This window comes from Wolbachia endosymbiont (group A) of Colletes cunicularius (genome assembly GCF_964264715.1).
GTDB lineage: Bacteria > Pseudomonadota > Alphaproteobacteria > Rickettsiales > Anaplasmataceae > Wolbachia.
On the sequence record NZ_OZ183471.1, the window covers coordinates 1,243,533 to 1,265,255 of the forward strand.

Sequence of the window (21,723 nt, forward strand, 5' to 3'; positions counted from 1 at the left end):
TTCATATCTTAATTCTCACTACATCAATTTCATAATACATAAAACTTTCCAAAAAGTCAAATTTATGAACAAAATCAACTTTCAAAAATTCATTGAGTTATGCTTTCAAACGGTGGTGCCGGGATGTAAGTATAATGATTATCAGTACATAAAAGTCATAGAAGACAGGCTGAAAGCAGCGAATGCTGGCGAAGTAAGGCGCATAATATTCAATATGCCTCCGCGTTCAATGAAGTCCATGTGCATAAGCGTTGCGTGGCCCGCATGGATACTGGGAAATCAGCCAACTGCAAGAATAATAGTTGCAAGTTACTCTAAGTTGCTTAGCGAAAAGCACTCGCTTGACACCAGGTGCATAATGCAATCTGATTGGTATAAAGAGCTGTTTCCAGAGGTAAAATTATCCAAAGACCAGAACACTAAATATAAATTCCAAACAGTTCAGAGAGGATACAGAATCGCAACATCAGTTGGAGGGACGTTAACCGGTGAAGGTGGAGATTTCATCATCGTGGATGATCCGCTTAACCCTGCTCAAGCTTTGAGTGAAACGTTTAGAAAGCGTGCCACAAATTGGTTCGATCAGACTTTGGTAACGAGGCTCAACGATAGAAAAAAAGGAGTAATTGTGCTTGTTATGCACAGGCTGCACCTGGAAGACCTAACCGGGCACCTCTTATCCAAGCCAAAAAACATATGGCATCACATTTGTTTGCCAATGATTTCTGAAAAAGTGGAGATAATCGACTCAATTACGACACAAGAAAAAGGTTTATATTCAAGAGAAGAAAATGAGTTATTATATCCCCTGGAGGGAGGAAGAGAAGAAGTTGAGATGATAAAAGTTGAACTTGGGAGTTACGCTTTTGCTGCTCAATATCAACAAAATCCCCTGCCGCTTTCAAGCGGTATAATTAAACGAGAGTGGCTAAAGCGCTATAAAAATTTCCCTGATAATCTCTCACATGTAACTCAAAGCTGGGATACTGCAGTTTCAACAAAAGATTCCAGCGACTTTAGTGTCTGCACCACCTGGGCAAAAATAGATAATAAATTCTATTTACTTGATGTATATCGAGCAAAGCTTGAGTACCCAAAGCTTAAAGAGCAAGTTCTGTCACTAGCTGCAAGATGGACGCCACACGCAATTTTGATTGAAGCAAAAACAAGTGGTCAGCAATTAACACAAGAGCTAAAGGCAAATAGCGATCTACCGATTATTGAAATAGTGCCACACAATGACAAACTCACTCGATTTTATCAAATTGTTCCAATTATAGAGTCTGGCAGGGTTTTTCTGCCACAGCAAGCGGTATGGCTCAATGATTTTGAGTATGAGATTTTAATGTTCCCAGAAGCTCGCCACAGTGGATAGTACGGTGCAATATCTGCAATGGACAAGAAAAATTAACACCAGTGCTTTCAACGCGAATTCTGGATTAAGGAAGGAAGAAAGTATAGGAAATAGAAGGCTTTGTGGATTTGATGGAATAGAAAAAATGAGAGTAGAAAAGATATGAACCAAAAAATTAACAGGGGATCTATGGCGAGTGTGTTCAATTTCTAGTCTATTTTTTAGGTAACCAAAAACAGTCTCAATGATAGACCTTTTTCTCAGTAAAATCTTCTCATTTAACGAAATCAATGTATTTTTCATACCTTTTTTCACCTTGGTAACAAGTTTCAAACCTCGGTCAAACAGCTTCTGAAAAAGCTCTTTTGCAATATAACCTTTGTCACCAAACAAAAGACCGATTAATTTTTCCGTCAGATTTGGCACAGGTATCCTATCATCAACATTGCCTTTTGTTAGCGTAAGTGCATGAATTTCAACATTTTCATTGATTACCATATGTAATTTGAAACCAAAAAACCAGCCGTAAGTGCTCTTGCTTAATTTTGCAATTCCAGCAAAAACTTTGTTTTTGGATATTCTTTTTGCATGACAAACTGCAATGGGAGTTGTGTCTATATATGAAATTCCAGTGTTTTCTGACTGTCCACAAAGCCAATGCAACAACATTGCTAAATGCCACAAAACCCTAGGCTTTAGAGCAACAAACCTGGTATATGAAGGTAACTTTGGAAACTCTGATTTGTAGAGCAACGTTAGGTAATGTAGATAGAAAGTTTTACACGGAGATTGTTGATATAGCAGGATTATTGTCATGATTTCGGAGTGCTCAATTTCCGTTGTTCTTGTGGGGTTTTTACCATTTGGCAGTAGTTTATCTGCAAAATTTTTCTCTATATCTCTGCAAAAATCATCGACCAAACAAAACAGTTTTGTTATACCTTCCATGGGTAACCTCATCTATTTTTTTATCACTGCTGAGTTTACCCTGTTTTCTTGCCTCTTCTATTCTCCTTTAATCCAGAATTCACGTTTTCAGGGTCAGAGACTTTGGCCTCAACCCTAATAAAACACTTAGGTGGCTGAGAGCAGTGGATTAGATCAATTGCTTCTAAGTTTTTTCGTGAGAGAGAGCTGCTGCTCGGTCTTAGTAGCATTCAGTTTTGTGGATATTCTCAAATTTTCCACACTTAATTCTAGAGCACGTTTTGACGATGAATTACTGCTTCCGCTTCTCGAAGATTCCCTTGAATTACCTTCATCTTCAGACCAAGGATTTTGCTGCTGCACATGTGACGATGCTTGATAATCCATAGACTCATCATTGGAGCTTACCTTTTCAGCATCAGTTACGCACCCGGAAGAGTAACCGCTGTCTTTATTATCTTCGGGCTTCGTCTTTCCAACTTTTGATGTACCTTTAGCAAGCCGTGATTTCTCTTTCCACAATGATCGTACTTCACAAGTGTCACGAATACGGTCAAGCACGTATTTACCTCCTTCAAATGCAATTGGAATTTGTTTCATTACCCCTTCATCAGGAAAACAACTAATACATACTTCTTGAAGAGAACAGCCCTCAGATACCTGGCGCTCTACCCATTCGTCCTTTTCATGTTTCTCTACCTCTTTGACGACACTAATGTCGATAGCATCTACGTCTTTCTTAAACTTCTGACTAAAAAGGATTTTTAAATTAGATACAGCACCACCACTTATATTAGCAACAACTGTTTTTCCTTGTCTGTCTTCATAATAAGAATCAGAAAGTTTAAATGGAAACTCATTTAGATCACAGACTTTTCCTGCTTCTTTCTTATCTCCAAAATACTTTTCTATTATATAATCTTCTACCGCCTGAAAATATTTCTCTCTATCAACATTATCATGGAGTAAACTAACAATTTTCCCATCTTTTGCAAAAAAGTTAGTATAAACACCACCGAAAGTATAATTCGTTAAGTTCAATGTATAAAGCAATTTTTCAAACAACTCTTTTTCTTTATCATTAAGTTTATTCGAGGGCGGAAGCTCATTACTAATTTTCCATCCAGATGACAAAGATTCATTGACCATAAACACCTGTGAAGGTTCTTGCCGAAATGAACAACTAGGTACTGATTCAATAAGTTGTGGTGACTGTGGCGATTGCGTGCCTAGCCAAGGAAACAAAGCATTCATCTCTGCTAACATACCTTCATTAGCACCTTTCGATGATGAAGGTTCACTAACAAAAGAACTCACCTGTGGCTGTGGCCTTGATCTTGGAACATCACCACTTGGAGCCGGTGATGAACAACGTTTCTGAGCCCGAGGACTAGTGCTTGCTTGCACACTTCCATGCATAGCAGAACCCCTAAGTTTTGGCGATAGCCCCAAACCACTATCTCTAGAAGGAGTCTTACGGTACTCAGGCTTAACACTAAGTTCACTTTTACCAGCATCTACAAATTGCTGTGCAGTACCACTATTTGTAGGAAAATTCGTCCCTGGGATACTACCATCACCATCTGGAGAACTTACAGGAGAACTCTCTTTGGACTTTTTACCTGAGAGCCTACTCCATGCCTCCCTCCAAAAATTAGGTTTCTTCGGAGATCCACCACAAGCCCCTTGTACGCCTTTATCAGTAACTTGCTGTTTTTCAGGTTCCACACTAAAAATGCTCTTCACATCTTCAACACCTGGAGAACGTGCAGAAAACTCAGGACTTGAGGATTTTGGATCATTCTCTGTCGTAAGTAGAATTGGCCTCCTCGGTATTCCGTAATAAATTGAAGGAGTTATAACATTACTGCTTTGTGATGACCCAGGGCTCATTGGCTGAGCCCAAAGGTTAGCCTCTACTGGATTAGCATTTTTCCATGATGAAGGTCTACTCTGTGGCAACGACCATAATCCTGCACTTGGAGGCGGTAATGACCAACGGTTCGGTTGCTGAGCCCGAGCACTAGTCCCTGCCGGCACATTTTGAGCAGCACCTACAGATTGCAATCAGATTGCAATGATGAAGATGGCCCTGAAACATCATAACTAACTGTAGTATAACTCAGATGTGACCGTGGCGGGAGTTCTCCACTCGTTCCAGCTAAATTTACAGGATTATGCAGCAGCGGCTTTTCTGATCCTTGCCTGGGAGACCCCTCTAATGCTCCATCCTGACTCCGCGTGGGAGACTCCCATTCCATATCTGACAGTTCAGTCAATGGCCCTGGAACACCACGTGAAGAACCAGAATCCTTAGGTTTTGGAGGCGAATTACTGTCATAACCGCTATCTCTGTCTTCTTGCCTTTGTCTAGGCGGTGTTCTTAGTCCACTCGGTCCTGCATGTGTAGGAGAATTGAATGGCGACTGTGCAGGCGACAATGCTCGAAAATGAAGCTCAGGGTCAATGGACAGTTCATGGTCTTTGTTGATTACAGAGCTTTCTATGATTTTAGTTATCATACAGTGAGAAATTTCTTTATCAGAAAAGTCTATGCCATATATCCCATTCCTTCCATCTATTGATAATTCTCCCTGAATTCTACCATAAAGATCATTAAATACAGCATAATTAAATGCATAATTTAGTTTAAGAGCTTCTTCGTTTGTCAATACCCGCCTTCTTCCGCTATCTAATACAAGAGATATAAGAACTGAGGCCTCTTCTCTATCTAAAGGGGAAGCACATACAAAGCCATATATTGTCACTCCTGTCAATTGACCAATAGATTCTACTATCATATCTTTAAATAACTTCACTTTATGATTAGCACTACTGTCAACTCCAAGATACATACCTACAAGCCATGCCTTATACCGTGTTACACTATCAATAAAACGAGCGTCATCAAAAACGTCCTTGATATATACACTATTGCCTTCAACCTTCAGGGGCTTCTTAAAAACACTCCTATACCCATACCTATTCTCCATCCTTGATAAAAACTCACGCTCAAATTGGTTACGTGATTCTTTATCAGGAAATTTAGAATGACACAAATATTTTCTCTTGTTAAATGGTACAGTTGTGCTGCTAACCCGCATATCTTCTAGAACATCCTTTTCAAGTGAAGAACCCAAGTGAGACTTCAAATTAAAAATTACGCCCTGATCTACAGGTGTTACAAACTCAATCCTACCTTGTTCATCTACGAGCCAATCTCCTTTATAGTTCTTAAATGAAAAAGATTCAACATCTTCATAGTTTTCAAACGGAAAAGAATTAACATCAAAAATTAGCTTAGCTGTATCCAATATTTCTGCATCATTACTTTCCTCAATGCCGTAGAATTCACGTATTATCTTCCCTTTTATACTGCCCAGATATTTTTCACACTGATACCTTTCCATACCTTTATCAAATGAAACTACGATACATTCCTCCCCGCCCCTGCTTTGCAGCTTAAAATTAGTTTTAACTGTATTACGAGCATAATTATGTACATTAAAAGCACTAACCAAAGCTCTTACTATTTCTGTATTAGGCATACCACCCTCCCTACTTTTAAATTACGACAATTACCCTTTAACTTAACGGTTCATAGAACTACCAGACTGCTTAGACTGACGTTTCCTTTCTTCTACTCTTCTGGCTGCGTTACTATGGTCATCATACCTCATTCCTTTTGCTCCCTGCACTATACCACCACCTGGTGCTGTATTCTCACGTTTCCACTCTTCAGCATCAAAACCTTTTTTATCATTACCACTATGCATATTGACTCCCAAGTAAAAACATTATGTAATTAATATACTAAAAATAAAATTAAGTGCAAGCACTTTTTCATATTTTTTTTAAAATTTTATTCACTCTTTTTCATAAAATTCAGTTTTCTAGATTCTAGCGTCACGCGCTACCCTTTCTTGTCATCCCAGTACTGGAACCCTAGATCACATGACAAAAAAGAAATCACTGTAATCTAACGTTATAGTACCTTCCCTGCTGACTGACCTTCTACACATTTCTCAACTTTTACATCATTAGTCAATCCTTTTGGTGGTTGAGCATTACTTACAGAACCTTCATGCTCAGCACCATTCCAAGTACCTATGTTAAAATCAAATCCACAATCAGCAACAGAACTTTTAATGGATTGCTTTGTTGCAGATTTCTGAACAGATTCTCCTGGAGCTCTTCCGTTAGGTTGCCCTGAAGTTCCTTTGTTAGAAATAGGCTTTGGGATAGGTTGGCTGTTAAGAACAGCGCCTTGGGTGTCTGAAGCATCTTTGTTATTCTTAGCAAATTGGCTTGAAGCTTGACAGGTATTATTGTTATCTTGCTTTATCATTTTTTCCCAATCACTATCGCATCCATAAACCTTTTTTCTCCCCTGCTCCGTCGTATTCGTTGCAGGCTTTGGAGCAGGTGGACACACAGCTACCTTCGGCTTCGCTTTTTTCCCTTCATTCACTTTTTCTGGTTTTTGTGAATTTTCATGATATTTTCTTTCAAGCTCAGTAAAACGCAATAGATGTTTCAAAGGATCTGACACAATTTCAAGTTCTGGTTTGCTCAGAACAACCGGCCTTACAAATCCAGGTGAAACGTCAAAAAGGAAAACTGGCACTTTAGGTTTTTCTCTTTCATCTACCTTTATTTCTACTTCTTCATGAACTTCTTTAATTGCTTCTAATGATGTTTTTTCTGCTTTTTTATCTTCTGCTTTAGCTGTTTCTCCTTTAGATGCCTCTACTATAGCTGCCAGCTCAACTCCAAACATCTCTGCAAACATTGTAATAATCCATCCGGTAACGGCCATCTGTAACTTGAGTTTCAGATCCTGCAAAAATTGTAGACGTTCGAGCACCCTTGCAAACTCTTCTTCTGATAACTCACCACTGTCTAATTTCTCCTTCAATTCTTTTATCTCTTTGTCCAACCTCTTGTCCCAACTCAAATCTAAATTATTTGTGAAGATCTTCTTGATTAACTCCTTAAGCTTGTCACGCAAAAACTTAATTATCGCAGCAAGCCAGTTTTTCTCTTTCTTCTCCTTGAGCATTTGGTAGTCTTGCGGACTTACATTTACTTCAAAAAGGTTGAAGAGAGGTTCAAAGAAACTCCAGAAATCTCCGAGTACTCTTTCTCTTTCACCATTGAAGTAATCCTCATCATCTCCTCCTCCGATATGTAGCTCTGCTTGAGATGACATTTCATTGACACAACTAGAGGCCTGACGCTCACACTCGGTTCTTCTGAGCAAATCTTGTCTGTCAAGCTCCTCTATGGCTGCTTTTAGCTCGTTTAGCTTTTGCTCTGCAGAGAAATCTTGCTCCCTGATTTTTCCTTGGAAGATTGAGCTACCGTTTTTGTTATTATCTGAAAAATTTTCCATTATTTTTGTCACCTCAATAAAATTAGTGTCTTTATTACTATCTGAAAAGCTTTCCACTATTTTTACTCCCTTTATAAAACTTAATAATTTAATTCTACAGTACTAAACATTTAAGAACTATTAATGTAAAGATGTCAATAAAATTATTTATATCTTTACACTATACATACTATATCATACGCCATTTAACCTTTCAATAATATTTTTTATTCTTGCTGCTTTTTCAAGCTCTAGCATGCGCTTTCCTTCTTATTAATGTTCACTTTTGCCTCTACCACCACTTTTTCTTGTAAAGTATTTGATATAGGTTTTATTATACTCTCTGGCATAATATTTGCAACATATTGTATTCAGAGTGTATTGAACGAGCCTGAAAGGCTGATAAACGAGTATCAACAAAGACTGTCAGAGAGCAAAGATAAAGCTACGTTAGATATATCTTAGCCACTTAAGTAGGGTTGGGCCTGACCCTGAAAGCACACCCATTGTAAATACTGTACTATCCACTGTGGCGAGCTTCCGGAAAGATTAAAATCTCATACTCAAAGCCATACCGCTTGGTGCGGCAAAACAACCCTGCCTAAATCGGAACAATTTTGAGTGAGCTTATTATTGTGTGGCACAACTTCAATAATCACTATCTGCCTTTAACACTTGTGTTAATTTGCTGCGAACAAGCTTGCGTAAAATCAGTAAATGGAACATCCTTAATAGTCTCGATTGACTCTGTAGGTACATTGCCATTTTTCTTAAAACCTTTATCTTCTATAGCTTCCAGAACACTTTTTCCTCCCAAAAGACAGTTTTCTCCTAAACTTTTCTTCTCAGCTTTTAACTTGTTAAGTCTTGCTTTGCTCTCATCATCAATTTCTACTTCTATTTTATTACCACCTTCCTTACTAGGACTTAGATAAATACTAATCTCTCCTACCTCAGTGGTAAAAGACATTTGAATTCTACCTTTCAATATATCCACATAATTTCTTTTTCCATCTTTTGTATCTTCAACTCTTACTATACTCTCCCCAATTTGAAGTATGCCGACTTTTAAATTTAACTCTTTAGCTTTTTCATGGTTTAAGATTTTCGCAGGTTCAATAATACTATCTTATGAATATTTCATATAAAAAAATTGATTATCTATCTTCACTGCCTCTAGCTTCCCCTTTTGAGCTTGTCCATCTCTGCCTACAATATCTTCATATGCTATACTTATTAGCTTGTTTTCAATTTCTCCACATTTCTCACCGGGATTACGTATATAATCAGATCTATAATTTTGTGCTAGCTCAGTATCGCTACCGCTGGAGAAAAATTCTTCTTTTGCTTTCCCACCTTCTAACAATAAATTACTAGTGATGCTTTCTATGATGTCTAAAGCTTCATCTTTATCTTCATCGTCTTGGTCGGTAATATCATTAACCCTCCCTATATACTCTTTGGTTCCATCGCGTGGTTTCACACGATCACTAAGAACACCTTTTATTTCTTCAAGTATTAAATTTGTTACAGTTTCTTTATCATCTTTTTCATTGTCATTTTTATCATCATTACAAAGATTATCACTTGAACTACAGTTTGAATCTTCTTCTGTGTTACAATCACTCAATTTAACAGACTCTATCTGACTATCATCACCAGAGCTATTTGAACAATCATCTACCGAACCATCAGGTGTTGCCGGATTCCCTTCATTTTCATGAGAATCATCTAAATCATAACCCAAATCCTTAATAGCTTGAAGGCAGTTACGTTCAGTAACATATTCAAATGGAGTCTTTCCACTTTAATCTTGCATACTTGGATTAGCTCCTGCTTTTAAAAGAAATCCTATACCGTCAGTATCGTTACGTTCAGCAACGTAATGTAACAGAGTTTTTCCAGCTTGGTTTTGTACATTTGGATTAGCTCCTGTTCCTAGAAGAAACCTTATATATTGAATACTATTGGAATCATCTAATAGATTGCTATTGCTTGCTAACTCATTTAAAATGTTAAATAATTTTTCATCTAAGTAATATGACAGAGTTTTTCCAGCTTGGTTTGGTAAATTTGGATCAGCTCCTCCTTCTAGAAGCCAATATATATTTGTCATACAATTACATTAGTGATTACCATAATACATAGGTAAGTCAATAAAAAAATGCACCTTTCCTTCTTCAGTTCTAAGAACCTGTTCATAATCTTTTAAGGAGTAAAAGCTAGAACAACCATTTGTAAGCTAGTGTTGAGCTTTCGCTCGCAGTTTTTCCACAACCGCCTACACTTTTCCAACCAAGCAAAAGAGCGTTCAACGACCCATCTCTTTGGCAATACAACAAAGGTATGTAGTTCACTTCGTTTTATTACTTCAACGGTTGCACCAATAATCGTTTTTATTTGAGTTGCAAAATTCTCTCCCGTATAGCCTGCATCGACCAGTACATTTTTTACTCCCGAGAGGTTTTCTTTGGCATTTTCGACCATTCTCACAGCACTGCTACGGTCAGTTATCTCTGCTGTTGTTATATAAATTGCATGTGGCAAACCTTGCGTATCTACTGCAATATGACGTTTTATACCTAAAATCTTTTTGCCTGCATCATAGCCTTTTTCTTCAGCAGTATCTGCATTTTTTACACTCTGTGCATCAATTATGCAGAAGCTGTTTCCGACCATTATTTTGTCTGACTACGCCAACTATTTTTTTTTAACACACGCTCCAAAATACTTTCTTTACTTCCGTTTGGTTTTTCACTCGATTTTTTAAAATAGTCGTAACAATTGCGCCATTTTGGAAACTCTTTTGGTAGCATTCTCCACTGACAACCGCTTTTCAGAACGTATAATACTCCACAAAATACATCATACAAATCCAGTTTTCTTGGTTTTGTTTTTTTTCTACAGGACTCTAGATCCGGTAAAATAATCTCAAATCTTTCCCGACTTATGTCACTTGGGTATACTCTCCTCATATATCCTCATTTATATATACTATCTCTTAGTTTATTCCTTTCTTGAGATCATGTACAGGCTCTAAGAGCCTGTCTTCAAACTAAGTAGAAAGGAGTTAAGAAGTGTGTTATAAGATATATTTTAAATGTACCCAAGCGATATAAGTGACAAAGAATGGAAGATAATAGAGCTATATTTTGAACCTAAAAAGACCGGTAGACCAAGAAAACATAGTATTAGAACAATTATTAACGCAATCCGCTATATGATGAGAACAGGATGTCAATGGAGACAACTGCCTAAAGATTTTCCACCATGGAAAACAGTGTATAGTTGTAATTAGCGATTGAAAAAAAGTGGAATATGGCAAGAGATTCATGATTTTCTAGTTAAAAAAGTAAGAGAGATAATTGGTAAGAATGAAACTCCATCAGTGGGAATAATAGATAGCCAATCAGTAAAAACTACTCAAAAAGGGGATCCAGAGGATATGATGCTGGCAAGAAAGTAAAGGGTAGAAAGCGCCACATCGTTGTAGATACTGTAGGTCTTGTAATTGCTGCTGAAGTACAAAGTGCAAGCATTCAGGATCGTGATGGTGCACTAAATCTTTTTGTTCAAGCCAAATGCAAAGCTCCAACATTACATAAGTTTTTTGCTGATCAAGGATACACAGGTAAATTGCAAAACCTCTGCTTATTGGAAACTGGATGTTTATTGACGATTACCAAGAAAATAGTTGATACAGGATTTCAGGTTATTCCCAAACGTTGGATTGTTGAGAGAACCTTTGCTTGGCTCTCCAATTTTAGACGTATGAGTAAGGATTATGAGCATTCTCCTCTCACTTCAAAAAACAACATCTTCTTTAATATGATCACTATTATGCTTCACAAATTAGCTCATTCTTGAGTTTGAAGACAGGCTCTTAGAGTTTTTGCAAATGATAAAATTAAAGGCTATAAAAATCCAGAGGATGAATATCGTTATAGTGATGGTGAACTTGAGGAAATAACGGGGAAATTGGGTATTTCTGATATAGATGTAGATGAACATGTGTTTCGTATTCGTACTGAAGGAGAACCAGGCAATGAATCATTCAGGTTATATAAATGGCAGACAGATGGAGTAAAAGAAAAATTTAAAACAGCAGTGCCTTCTCCAGGCCGGACTGGCGAATTTCAAGAGGTTAGTGCAGATAATGCTGTAGATCTTGGAGGTTTATTTAGAAAACTTTCTCATAAAAAAGTAGAACAAGTAAAACGTAGTACAACAAAAATTTTTAAAGAGCTTAATGATGTATATAAGAACAGCGAAAAGGAGTTTTCACTAAGCAACTCAGAAGCGGCATATCATGGGTTCTTCTATGGTGCTTTAGCATTAAATTTTAAATATCGCTATGGTCTTAACTGTTACGTTGAACGTACTGCAGGTAATGGACGTGCGGATTTAATACTTATGTCACACACAAAAGATGCAAACGGCAGAATAAATCCCAAACCTATTCCGGTAGTTGTTGAATTTAAAGCAAAAGATCACACTGCCTCTGAAGCTATAAAACAAATAAAAGATAAGGGTTACTTATATAATTTAAGTGTGAGGACCAGAGCAAAAGATGCTGTAATAGTGGGGGTAAATCCTGCTCAAAGTGATGCTTTACAAGTAGAGCAAGATGAGATTTTTCAATCACAAAACTTCTTGCGACAGTTATTGGAAGAGATGGGAAAGCTCAAAATGAAGAATACTTTAAAAGGTGAACTAAAAAATTTGTATCATTTAATTCCAAGCCATGACCAGCATTATTTAAGTAAAGTAATATTTGGGCAGGTAGCTGCAAAAGCAGATGGGTTCAATAAACGTATTTTTATTTATGAGGGTAAAGATAAGAGCATAGGAGAAGAAGCTACTACATTTGTATTATTCAACCAAAATAAAGCAGTAATATTAAATATAATTGAACATACACAAAAAAAACCTGAGGTTGATCCTCATGGCAGAACTAGAAGCAGTCAAAAGCAAGGCAATATTTTTGATAATAATAGAATTCCTTCAATTGATAAACTGGGAATTGATTCTGCAGTTAAGATCGATGTGAAAATAAGAACAGGAGAAGCACTAAGTAGTTTTGAAGTAGAAGGGGACAAAAACAAGTCTTACTATCAGGATATAAATATAGAAGAAGTCTCTAATATTAATTCTAAGAGTAAATATCAGGGTGAGTTTTGAGAGATAGGAAATATTAACGTTGGCAGCCTAGTTACAGGATTGGAAAAAAATCCAACTAATAACGCGAATTCTGGATTAAGGAAGGAAGAAAGTATAGGAAATAGAAGGCTTTTTGGATTTGATGGAATAGAAAATGAGAGTAGAAAAGATATGAACCAAAAAATTAACAGGGGATCTATGGCGAGTGTGTTCAATTTCTAACGTGAATTATGGATTAAAGGAGAATAGAAAAGGCAAGAAAACAGGGTAAACTCAGCAGTGATAAAAAAATAGATGAGGTTACCCATGGAAGATATAACAAAACTGTTTTGTTTGGTCGATGATTTTTGCAGAGATATAGAGAAAAATTTTGCAGATAAACTACTGCCAAATGGTAAAAACCCCACAAGAACAACGGAAATTGAGCACTCCGAAATCATGACAATAATCCTGCTATATCAACAATCTCCGTGTAAAACTTTCTATCTACATTACCTAACGTTGCTCTACAAATCAGAGTTTCCAAAGTTACCTTCATATACCAGGTTTGTTGCTCTAAAGCCTAGGGTTTTGTGGCATTTAGCAATGTTGTTGCATTGGCTTTGTGGACAGTCAGAAAACACTGGAATTTCATATATAGACACAACTCCCATTGCAGTTTGTCATGCAAAAAGAATATCCAAAAACAAAGTTTTTGCTGGAATTGCAAAATTAAGCAAGAGCACTTACGGCTGGTTTTTTGGTTTCAAATTACATATGGTAATCAATGAAAATGTTGAAATTCATGCACTTACGCTAACAAAAGGCAATGTTGATGATAGGATACCTGTGCCAAATCTGACGGAAAAATTAATCGGTCTTTTGTTTGGTGACAAAGGTTATATTGCAAAAGAGCTTTTTCAGAAGCTGTTTGACCGAGGTTTGAAACTTGTTACCAAGGTGAAAAAAGGTATGAAAAATACATTGATTTCGTTAAATGAGAAGATTTTACTGAGAAAAAGGTCTATCATTGAGACTGTTTTTGGTTACCTAAAAAATAGACTAGAAATTGAACACACTCGCCATAGATCCCCTGTTAATTTTTTGGTTCATATCTTTTCTACTCTCATTTCCTATTCCATCAAATCCACAAAGCCTTCTATTTCCTATACTTTCTTCCTTCCTTAATCCAGAATTCGCGTTACTGGGATGACAGTGGAAGGTACTAGCCTGACAACCTTCATCCCGCTACGTGTTAGCGCTTACTATTACCCACAAGTATAGAATGAATGAGCAAGTCTCCATCCTTCTGCTAAATCAAAGAGACGTTTCCATCCCTTCCACAAAGCTATAGGGCCTGGTTCTAAGTCATTTTTGCGAGCTAAAAACCCTCCTAACTTGGCCACCCACCTCACAATTTCTCTTATAGGTGGTGGAGTCTCAGGATAGTTTTTTGTCTTAAGCATTTTGGTATATAAAACCTTCCATTCGTCATCAGTCAGTATGACAGTGCAAGAAAGATTCGGATTTGTTCTAGCTACCAATGTGATAAAAAATATTCTCCATGCAATTATACTCATAATTGTAAGAAAGCGGATCAATCTATCTGCTGTTTGGAGCCTACATTCTTCAACTTTAAGACCGGATTTCAAAATTTTATGAAAAACCTCTATTCTCCATCTTAAGCAATACCATTGTATTTTTTCTACTGCTTCTTCAAAATTATTAATATTTATATTTGTTAACAAAATCCAGTTCATGGGCTCTTCGCCAAATGGGGGATATTTTTCTATAACATAGACAGCATTTAAATTTAAATTAGGAAGTTTTTGCGTTTTACGTCTAGCGTTGTTTTTTGATGCATTCATCACAAAGTTACTAAACTTTACTTCTAAAACTGTTGTTCTTTGAGGTTTGTTATCGCAAGCAGGAATACTCACTTGTATTTCTCCTTGGCAAGACATGCGATTCATCAAATCCCACAATCTTTCACCACCTTTTTCAGAATAAGTCGACTTCTTGTTTACTGTTCTGTTTTGATTTCCTCTTACTACAAAAAGAGATTGATTAGTGGAAGCAACTTCAAATAAATCATAAATATCTGCTTCTCTATCACAAACGGTAACTACCTTAACATCCTTTAATCCAGGATGTTTAGTAGAGTCTTTAAGTGATGCTATCCACCGTATGCTTTCTTTCTCTTCTATGGGAAGAGCAGTATTATGGCTTCTTCTTTTCAACTCCTTTAGGTCTTCAGCTAAGGGAGGTCTAGTACTAATTTTTTGATCCAATAATCCTATAGGTAGTCCTTCTGTTGTAACTGCAAACGTTGTATGCATCACTAATCCATGGGTTTTAAAATTAGTTGTTTTAGATGTTAATCTTGCTGCTATAATCCCTAATCCTTCGGTCTTTTTATGATTTTTATATGAAATATAACTCGTGTCCTGGATAGCTAAGATAGTTGAGTATTCTTTAGCTCTTTCAATATTTTTAATTATATGACTGTCTAATATCTTTCTTTCAGAAATGGCATCTTTTTGGAAAAATCTATAAGCTGCTTTACTTTGATGCCAATCTTCACAAGCTTGATTTATTGAACACTCAGGCGATTCAGCAAAACTATTAACTATTTTTAGAAGCCTTTTACTTAATCTTATATCACCAAAATTAACAATTCCAAATTCACTTTCTGCCCATTCGCCAGTTGAGGTATTTATAGTTCTTTTCATCATATATTCCATTTTTAGACCATAGATCTATTTATAATAGAAAGTTGAATTAGTAAGATAGCAGCTTTTTCTCCTTTTAGATTTATGGGTAATAGTAAGCTTATCATGACAGTGAAGCTATTGTATTTGCTTTTGCCAATCTGCAGATTAAAAGGTAAGGATTACTTAATGTATCGGCGTCTTATGTTCAATTTTTTGCAGTATATAGATACTGTATGTCTTTACAAAACTTCATCTACATCTAGGTTTTTATCTAAATAAGCTGAACGCGCTTACAAAGCGTTACAAGACATCAAAAAATGCCAATACTCGACAAAGATAGTAAAAGACTAGCTAACTCGGGGATTCTTTGTCTTTTTTTCTGCTTGGTAAACTTCTTAAACATTTGCAGCGTAGGTTAGTTGCAATTAAAAGCAGCTTAATCTCGCTTGTCAAGCGTTTAAAACATAAAAAACGCCAATATTTTAAAGCGGATAATAACCACGGGGCTTCTTTGCCTTTTTTTCATTTGGTAAATTTCTTAATGTTTATAGCTAAAAGAGTCCAAGAGAGGTCAGTGCTCCTTTTTTTGTCATCCCAGCGTCACGCGCTGGTTTCAACCACAACTGTACGAACATTGTGATTTGGGCCCATCAGGAGGGCAATGCCTCTTATCCAAGTACCCTCTTCTTGTCATTCCAGTGCTTGACACTGGAATCCAGTTTTCCATATAATCTCATCAAAAATGTTTATTTTCTAGCTACTTTTATACTTATCAACTCAGTATGCTTACTTACAATTAAAATTCCTGGATCCCAGTGTCAAGCACTGGGATGACACCCTCCTGATGGGCCCAAATCACAATGTTCGTACAGTTGTGGGCGGTATGACAGCGTTAGCTATACTTTTATACTCACCAACTCAGCATCCAATCAAGTAGTCAAGCTACTTAGATCTGGTGGACTCAAATCACAATGTTCATACAGTTATGCTGTGCCCTATGGTGTGATGTTCTACGAGTTGGGTGACAGGAGGTAATGCAAGAAGTCTAATAGCGCAGCAACACGGAACCCCATGTGAGACCTGCACCTATTGCAATCAGCAGTACCAGATTTCCTGATTTTATTTTTGATTCTTGTATTGCATAGTCTAAAGCCAGTGGAATTGACGCTGCTGAGGTGTTTGCATGCTTACCAACGGTATTAATCACTTTCTCTATAGGAAAATCTAATTTCTTTACTACTGCTTCAATAATACGAATGTTTGCTTGATGGGGAATTAACCAGTCAATATCAGTGATTTTCAAATTATTGCATCTTAGTGTTTCCTTTACTGAGGCTGTTAACTTATCCACTGCATGTTTAAACACTTCTCTTCCATTCATGCATATTTTTCCGGAATCATCAGTAGAGGATACCCCTCCGTTCGTACATAATATGTCCACATTGCCATCAGAGTGTAAGTTTGTTGATATGATGCCGCTGCTACCCATTTCCGATTTTATTATCACTGTACCAGCACCATCACCAAAGAGTACACAAATTGACCTATCTTCCCAGTCAACAATCCTAGACATTATTTCAGCACCAATAACGAGCGCATATTTAATTCTATTGTTAGATTTTATGAGCGAATCAGCAACTGTAACTGCATATATAAAACCAGAGCATGCTGCTTGTACATCAAAAGAAAATGCGTTTTTACATTTTAACTTACTTTGTACAATAGTTGCACAGCTAGGCAAAGTTTTATCAGGCGTTGTTGTTGCAACTATAATCAAGTCAATTTCATCTACTGAAATTTTAGCTTTTTCTATAGCACTTTTTGCTGCATTTACAGCTAGATCTGACGTTAATTCTCCTTCATCTGCTATATGCCTTTGAACTATTCCTGTTCTCTGCCTTATCCATTCATCGCTTGTCTCAACTATCGATGCAATTTCGTTGTTACTCAACGTTTTTCTTGGTAGATAAGATCCAGTGCTTAATATGAAACTTTTATTCAATATGACTTATCCCGTTAATTATCTTTTGATTTAAATTTTCACTAATTGCATTTACTGCAAATTTTATAGCATGGGCAAAAGAAATAGCATCAGAATTTCCATGACTTTTAATGATGATACCATTCAGCCCTAAAAACATAGCTCCACTTCTAATTTTGGGATTAAAACGCGTTAATGCTTTATTTAGTTTAGATTTTAACAATATACCAATAAGCATTTTCGCTATCCACGAGTTGAATACTTCCTGCTTTATTAGATTGATAAAAGTACTAGCGGTTGCCTCAGCTGTTTTGAGCATTACATTGCCAACAAAACCATCAGCAACAATCACATCTATATTACCCTCTAAAAATTCACTTGCCTCTATATACCCTTTGAAATTAATGCCTGGAGCGTTTTTAAGCAACTCAAAAGCGCCGCGCACTGAGTCATTACCTTTAACTTCTTCTGTACCGATATTTAGCAAAGCAACCTCAGGATTGTCAATTTTTAGCGCTACTTTTGCAAATATACTTCCCATTAATGCAAATTGGAATAACGAATCGGCATTACAATCGACATTTGCACCAAGGTCAAGCAAAGCGAAGCTTTTTGTCTTAGTTGGACAGATAGAGACAATAGCAGGACGATAAATATTTGGTAATGTTCCTAAAATAAATCTGGAAATTGCCATCAACGCCCCGGTGTTGCCTGAAGATACCACTCCGAAAGCTTTACCTTCTTTCACTGCAACAATTGCAGCTTTCATACTTGAGTCTTTACGATGTCTCAGCGCAAAAGATGGCTTATCATTTGCAAGGACATTGTCAGAACAATGAGTAAACTCAGAATTGTTACTTACTTTTTTATATTTCAAAAGCAAAGGAGATACTTTTTCCTTATCTCCATAAATATGAAAAAGAACTTTAATGCCTGGGTCAACAAGATTATCCAAAAAAAAACCAGCACCCTGAATTACGGAAAGAGGCGCAAAATCGCCCCCCATAGCGTCAAGTGCAATAACTATGTGATTATTGACCGTAGGTAACATACCATAATAGTCATTCTGCCTGTTGCTTAATGAAAACTCGTTTTCCTTTGTAACTGCCATCGACTGCTACATTGTGAGGCAACATGAATTCTCCAGTTGTTGAACATACCACAACATTCTTAGGCTCAATAGCATGATGAGAACGATGCATATTACGCCTTGACTTCGACTTTTTTCTTTTTGGAACTGCCAAAACTTCCTCCATTCTACTACAAAACTCAATTCATTAGTAACATGTTTTTTACAAGAAGTAAACAGGGATAATAAAATAAGTAAGGTTTGCTTATGTAATTGAGTCCTATAGCTAAAGTGGCTTAGGTTTACCTACAATTTGAAAAACCTTCATTCCGCTACTCGTTAGCGCCGCGGCGGTATGACGTAGGGAAACCTTTCTTGGGTTAGCTATATGAGCTTTAAATTAAAACATCAAGTATGTTGAACTTAAAACATATTTCAGCTATACTTTGCGATAAAGTTAATAAAAATTTTAATAAAATCAGTAAGACTAACCTCTAGCTAAAATGAATACAAAGTGAGCTTTTTTGATATAGATAGTGTTAGAATAATTGGTAGGTACTTTATCAATTTTTTGTTAAGGCTTGGTAGTGCATTCATATTTTTTATTCAATCTCTATACCACTGCTTTGTGCCACCATATTATTTTAGCAACGTAGCAAAACAAATTATAGAGATAGGCTTTTTCTCTCTGCCAATTGTTGGGCTCACTGGAGTTTTTATAGGAGCGGCGATAGTTTTACAAAGCAGCTTGAGTGACTCATTAATTAACCAAGAGCAGATAATACCCAAACTTGTTACAATCACTATCATTAAAGAGTTAGGACCAGTTTTGATCAGCTTAATAATGGTAGGAAAGGTTGGATCATCAATTGCGGCAGAAATTGGTACAATGCGCATCACCGAGCAAATAGATGCCCTTACAACTTTGAACATCAACCCTTTCAAATATTTAATTGCACCGAGAGTTTTGGCATCAGTTATAGTATTCCCTATACTTACAATATGTGCAGATCTAATAGGAATATTTGGAGGGTATGTCACTGCAGTCTTCGAATTTAACCACAATCTAAATATATACATTAAATACACAGCTCAATTCTTTAATATGTACGATTTTATTGTTGGGCTAATAAAAGCAATTGCTTTTGGCGCCATAATTTCTGTCTCAAGTTGCTATTACGGTTACCATTGCAAAGAAGGTGCACGAGGAGTAGGTGTTGCTACAACATCAACTGTTGTTTTATCGTCCATACTGATCATTTTAGCAAACTACATGATTACTTTGATACATGCGTAACCCCATAATATCAATATTGAACTTAAGCTTATCTTTTGATGATAGGACAGTACTAAAAGATCTAAGTTTCGATATATTAAAAGGGGAATCATTAGTCATACTTGGCGGCTCAGGAAGCGGCAAATCTGTACTAACAAAAACAATTATCGGCTTGCTTGCTCCAGACTCAGGGTCTGTTAAAATAAATAGTAAAAGCAAAAATAAATTTGGGGTTTTATTTCAAAATTCCGCTTTATTTGACTACGTTACAGTGTGGGAAAATATATCTTTTAATTATAAAAAGCGCTTTAATATCAGCAAAAAGGAGGCAAAACAGCTAGCAATCGAGAAGTTAAATGATGTTGGACTGGAGGAAAGCATAGCAGATATGTTTCCAATAGAGCTATCAGGTGGAATGAAAAAAAGAGTAGCACTTGCAAGGGCGATTGCACACAATCCAGAAATCATCATATTAGATGAGCCAACTTCAGGATTGGACCCGATTATGTCAGATATAGTAAACGAGATAATAGTAAAATTATCTAGAGATCTTAACCCTACAATTATCACGATTACACATGATATTCATAGCGCATTTAAAATAGCTGATAAAATAGCAGTGTTATATGAAGGGGAGATCATTTCCCATGGAACTGTTCAGGAAATACAAAATACTAATAACGAATATATAAAGAAATTCATTCGTTATATATAGCTATAGGTTCACAAACGAGATTGTGAGTACTAAACAGTTTAACATAAAAATTGACAAAGCTCGATTCTTAAAACGCGAATTCTGGATTAAGGAAGGAAGAAAGTATAGGAAATAGAAGGCTTTGTGGATTTGATGGAGTAGGAAATGAGAGTAGAAAAGATATGAACCAAAAAATTAACAGGGGATCTATGGCGAGTGTGTTCAATTTCTAGTCTATTTTTTAGGTAACCAAAAACAGTCTCAATGATAGACCTTTTTCTCAGTAAAATCTTCTCATTTAGCGAAATCAATGTATTTTTCATACCTTTTTTCACCTTGGTAACAAGTTTCAAACCTCGGTCAAACAGCTTCTGAAAAAGCTCTTTTGCAATATAACCTTTGTCACCAAACAAAAGACCGATTAATTTTTCCGTCAGATTTGGCACAGGTATCCTATCATCAACATTGCCTTTTGTTAGCGTAAGTGCATGAATTTCAACATTTTCATTGATTACCATATGTAATTTGAAACCAAAAAACCAGCCGTAAGTGCTCTTGCTTAATTTTGCAATTCCAGCAAAAACTTTGTTTTTGGATATTCTTTTTGCATGACAAACTGCAATGGGAGTTGTGTCTATATATGAAATTCCAGTGTTTTCTGACTGTCCACAAAGCCAATGCAACAACATTGCTAAATGCCACAAAACCCTAGGCTTTAGAGCAACAAACCTGGTATATGAAGGTAACTTTGGAAACTCTGATTTGTAGAGCAACGTTAGGTAATGTAGATAGAAAGTTTTACACGGAGATTGTTGATATAGCAGGATTATTGTCATGATTTCGGAGTGCTCAATTTCCGTTGTTCTTGTGGGGTTTTTACCATTTGGCAGTAGTTTATCTGCAAAATTTTTCTCTATATCTCTGCAAAAATCATCGACCAAACAAAACAGTTTTGTTATATCTTCCATGGGTAACCTCATCTATTTTTTTATCACTGCTGAGTTTACCCTGTTTTCTTGCCTCTTCTATTCTCCTTTAATCCAGAATTCACGTTATTAGTATGTAAATCAACACCTATATAACGCATAAAATTTTCCTCTTATTGAATACTCTAACATATCAGAGTACCGGTTGGTCCATTCTCCTATACGCGGTCACTAAATTTTATAGGCCGCACGATGGTTTTCGGTGGCAG

20 protein-coding genes and 3 pseudogenes are annotated in these 21,723 nt (G+C 36.5%); 8 read left to right on the top strand and 15 right to left on the bottom strand.

The window, feature by feature from the left end:
• Window positions 1-64 precede the first annotated feature (64 nt).
• Window positions 65-1,403, top strand: a pseudogene (terL, locus tag ACFELZ_RS07370) (phage terminase large subunit); the annotation flags it as partial.
• Between the two features lie 36 nt (window positions 1,404-1,439).
• On the opposite strand, the pseudogene ACFELZ_RS07375 reads toward terL, so the two are convergent.
• From ACFELZ_RS07375 to ACFELZ_RS07415, 9 genes and pseudogenes are all read right to left on the bottom strand, one after another.
• Window positions 1,440-2,302, bottom strand: a pseudogene (locus ACFELZ_RS07375) (IS982 family transposase).
• 153 nt (window positions 2,303-2,455) lie between these two features.
• The gene (locus ACFELZ_RS07380) at window positions 2,456-4,243 is read right to left on the bottom strand and encodes a hypothetical protein (RefSeq protein ID WP_375316049.1); all 1,788 of its coding nucleotides are present in this window, start codon (window positions 4,241-4,243) and stop codon (window positions 2,456-2,458) included.
• A 92-nt stretch (window positions 4,244-4,335) separates the two neighbouring features.
• Window positions 4,336-5,829 carry a hypothetical protein gene (locus ACFELZ_RS07385; RefSeq protein ID WP_375316050.1) on the bottom strand — a complete coding sequence of 498 codons (1,494 nt, stop codon included), beginning with the start codon at window positions 5,827-5,829 and terminating at the stop codon, window positions 4,336-4,338.
• A 42-nt stretch (window positions 5,830-5,871) separates the two neighbouring features.
• Window positions 5,872-6,057 carry a hypothetical protein gene (locus ACFELZ_RS07390; protein ID WP_375316051.1) on the bottom strand — a complete coding sequence of 62 codons (186 nt, stop codon included), beginning with the start codon at window positions 6,055-6,057 and terminating at the stop codon, window positions 5,872-5,874.
• A gap of 209 nt (window positions 6,058-6,266) precedes the next feature.
• On the bottom strand, window positions 6,267-7,733 hold the full coding sequence (locus ACFELZ_RS07395; RefSeq protein ID WP_375316052.1) for an SHOCT domain-containing protein: 1,467 nt from the start codon (window positions 7,731-7,733) through the stop codon (window positions 6,267-6,269).
• A gap of 580 nt (window positions 7,734-8,313) precedes the next feature.
• A complete protein-coding gene (locus ACFELZ_RS07400; RefSeq protein ID WP_375316053.1) occupies window positions 8,314-8,625 on the bottom strand; it encodes a hypothetical protein in 312 nt (103 codons plus the stop codon).
• A 159-nt stretch (window positions 8,626-8,784) separates the two neighbouring features.
• Window positions 8,785-9,402, bottom strand: coding sequence for a hypothetical protein (locus ACFELZ_RS07405; RefSeq protein ID WP_375316054.1), 618 nt, complete (start codon window positions 9,400-9,402; stop codon window positions 8,785-8,787).
• A 60-nt stretch (window positions 9,403-9,462) separates the two neighbouring features.
• On the bottom strand, window positions 9,463-9,771 hold the full coding sequence (locus tag ACFELZ_RS07410) for an ankyrin repeat domain-containing protein (protein ID WP_375316055.1): 309 nt from the start codon (window positions 9,769-9,771) through the stop codon (window positions 9,463-9,465).
• Window positions 9,772-9,863: 92 nt separating this feature from the next.
• Window positions 9,864-10,630, bottom strand: a protein-coding gene (locus ACFELZ_RS07415; RefSeq protein ID WP_375316056.1) for an IS5 family transposase whose coding sequence is annotated in 2 segments (ribosomal slippage) — window positions 9,864-10,336 and window positions 10,336-10,630 — 768 coding nt in all. Because the reading frame shifts where the segments join, the coding sequence is not laid out codon by codon here.
• 125 nt (window positions 10,631-10,755) lie between these two features.
• Between ACFELZ_RS07415 and ACFELZ_RS07420 the strand changes: the two genes are divergently transcribed.
• From ACFELZ_RS07420 to ACFELZ_RS07435, 4 genes are all read left to right on the top strand, one after another.
• Complete coding sequence (locus ACFELZ_RS07420) at window positions 10,756-10,953, top strand: transposase (RefSeq protein ID WP_375315805.1); 198 nt, start codon at window positions 10,756-10,758, stop codon at window positions 10,951-10,953.
• A 3-nt stretch (window positions 10,954-10,956) separates the two neighbouring features.
• Window positions 10,957-11,121: a hypothetical protein gene (locus ACFELZ_RS07425; protein ID WP_375315781.1), complete on the top strand. Its 165-nt coding sequence runs from the start codon at window positions 10,957-10,959 to the stop codon at window positions 11,119-11,121.
• 17 nt (window positions 11,122-11,138) lie between these two features.
• Entirely contained in the window at window positions 11,139-11,522 is a 384-nt protein-coding gene (locus ACFELZ_RS07430; RefSeq protein WP_375316619.1) for a transposase, read from the top strand.
• A gap of 111 nt (window positions 11,523-11,633) precedes the next feature.
• Window positions 11,634-12,836: a PD-(D/E)XK nuclease domain-containing protein gene (locus ACFELZ_RS07435; protein WP_375316057.1), complete on the top strand. Its 1,203-nt coding sequence runs from the start codon at window positions 11,634-11,636 to the stop codon at window positions 12,834-12,836.
• A gap of 75 nt (window positions 12,837-12,911) precedes the next feature.
• Here ACFELZ_RS07435 and ACFELZ_RS07440 read toward each other — a convergent pair.
• Window positions 12,912-13,034, bottom strand: a pseudogene (locus tag ACFELZ_RS07440) (IS982 family transposase); the annotation flags it as partial.
• An 87-nt stretch (window positions 13,035-13,121) separates the two neighbouring features.
• Here ACFELZ_RS07440 and ACFELZ_RS07445 point away from each other — a divergent pair.
• Complete coding sequence (locus tag ACFELZ_RS07445; protein ID WP_375315786.1) at window positions 13,122-13,982, top strand: IS982 family transposase; 861 nt, start codon at window positions 13,122-13,124, stop codon at window positions 13,980-13,982.
• Window positions 13,983-14,062: 80 nt separating this feature from the next.
• On the opposite strand, the gene ACFELZ_RS07450 is transcribed toward ACFELZ_RS07445, so the two are convergent.
• From ACFELZ_RS07450 to rpmF, 4 genes are all read right to left on the bottom strand, one after another.
• Window positions 14,063-15,529, bottom strand: a complete 1,467-nt coding sequence (locus ACFELZ_RS07450; RefSeq protein WP_375316680.1) for an IS4 family transposase — start codon at window positions 15,527-15,529, stop codon at window positions 14,063-14,065.
• 1,024 nt (window positions 15,530-16,553) lie between these two features.
• Window positions 16,554-17,510, bottom strand: coding sequence for a beta-ketoacyl-ACP synthase III (locus tag ACFELZ_RS07455; protein WP_375316058.1), 957 nt, complete (start codon window positions 17,508-17,510; stop codon window positions 16,554-16,556).
• Window positions 17,503-18,540: a phosphate acyltransferase PlsX gene (gene plsX, locus ACFELZ_RS07460; protein ID WP_375316695.1), complete on the bottom strand. Its 1,038-nt coding sequence runs from the start codon at window positions 18,538-18,540 to the stop codon at window positions 17,503-17,505. The genes ACFELZ_RS07455 and plsX overlap by 8 nt, the downstream gene beginning before the upstream one ends.
• Window positions 18,541-18,550: 10 nt before the next feature.
• Window positions 18,551-18,733, bottom strand: a complete 183-nt coding sequence (gene rpmF / locus ACFELZ_RS07465; protein WP_010962967.1) for a 50S ribosomal protein L32 — start codon at window positions 18,731-18,733, stop codon at window positions 18,551-18,553.
• 339 nt (window positions 18,734-19,072) lie between these two features.
• Here rpmF and ACFELZ_RS07470 point away from each other — a divergent pair, with 339 nt between their 5' ends.
• Both ACFELZ_RS07470 and ACFELZ_RS07475 read left to right on the top strand, forming a co-directional pair.
• Window positions 19,073-19,855: an MlaE family ABC transporter permease gene (locus ACFELZ_RS07470; protein WP_375316059.1), complete on the top strand. Its 783-nt coding sequence runs from the start codon at window positions 19,073-19,075 to the stop codon at window positions 19,853-19,855.
• Window positions 19,848-20,549 (top strand): ABC transporter ATP-binding protein, encoded by a 702-nt coding sequence (locus ACFELZ_RS07475; protein WP_375316060.1) that lies wholly within the window; start codon window positions 19,848-19,850, stop codon window positions 20,547-20,549. Before ACFELZ_RS07470 ends, ACFELZ_RS07475 begins: the two co-directional genes overlap by 8 nt.
• Before the next feature lie 86 nt (window positions 20,550-20,635).
• Here the strand turns inward: ACFELZ_RS07475 and ACFELZ_RS07480 are convergent, their stop codons facing one another.
• Window positions 20,636-21,496: an IS982 family transposase gene (locus ACFELZ_RS07480; RefSeq protein ID WP_375315786.1), complete on the bottom strand. Its 861-nt coding sequence runs from the start codon at window positions 21,494-21,496 to the stop codon at window positions 20,636-20,638.
• Between the last annotated feature and the right edge of the window lie 227 nt (window positions 21,497-21,723).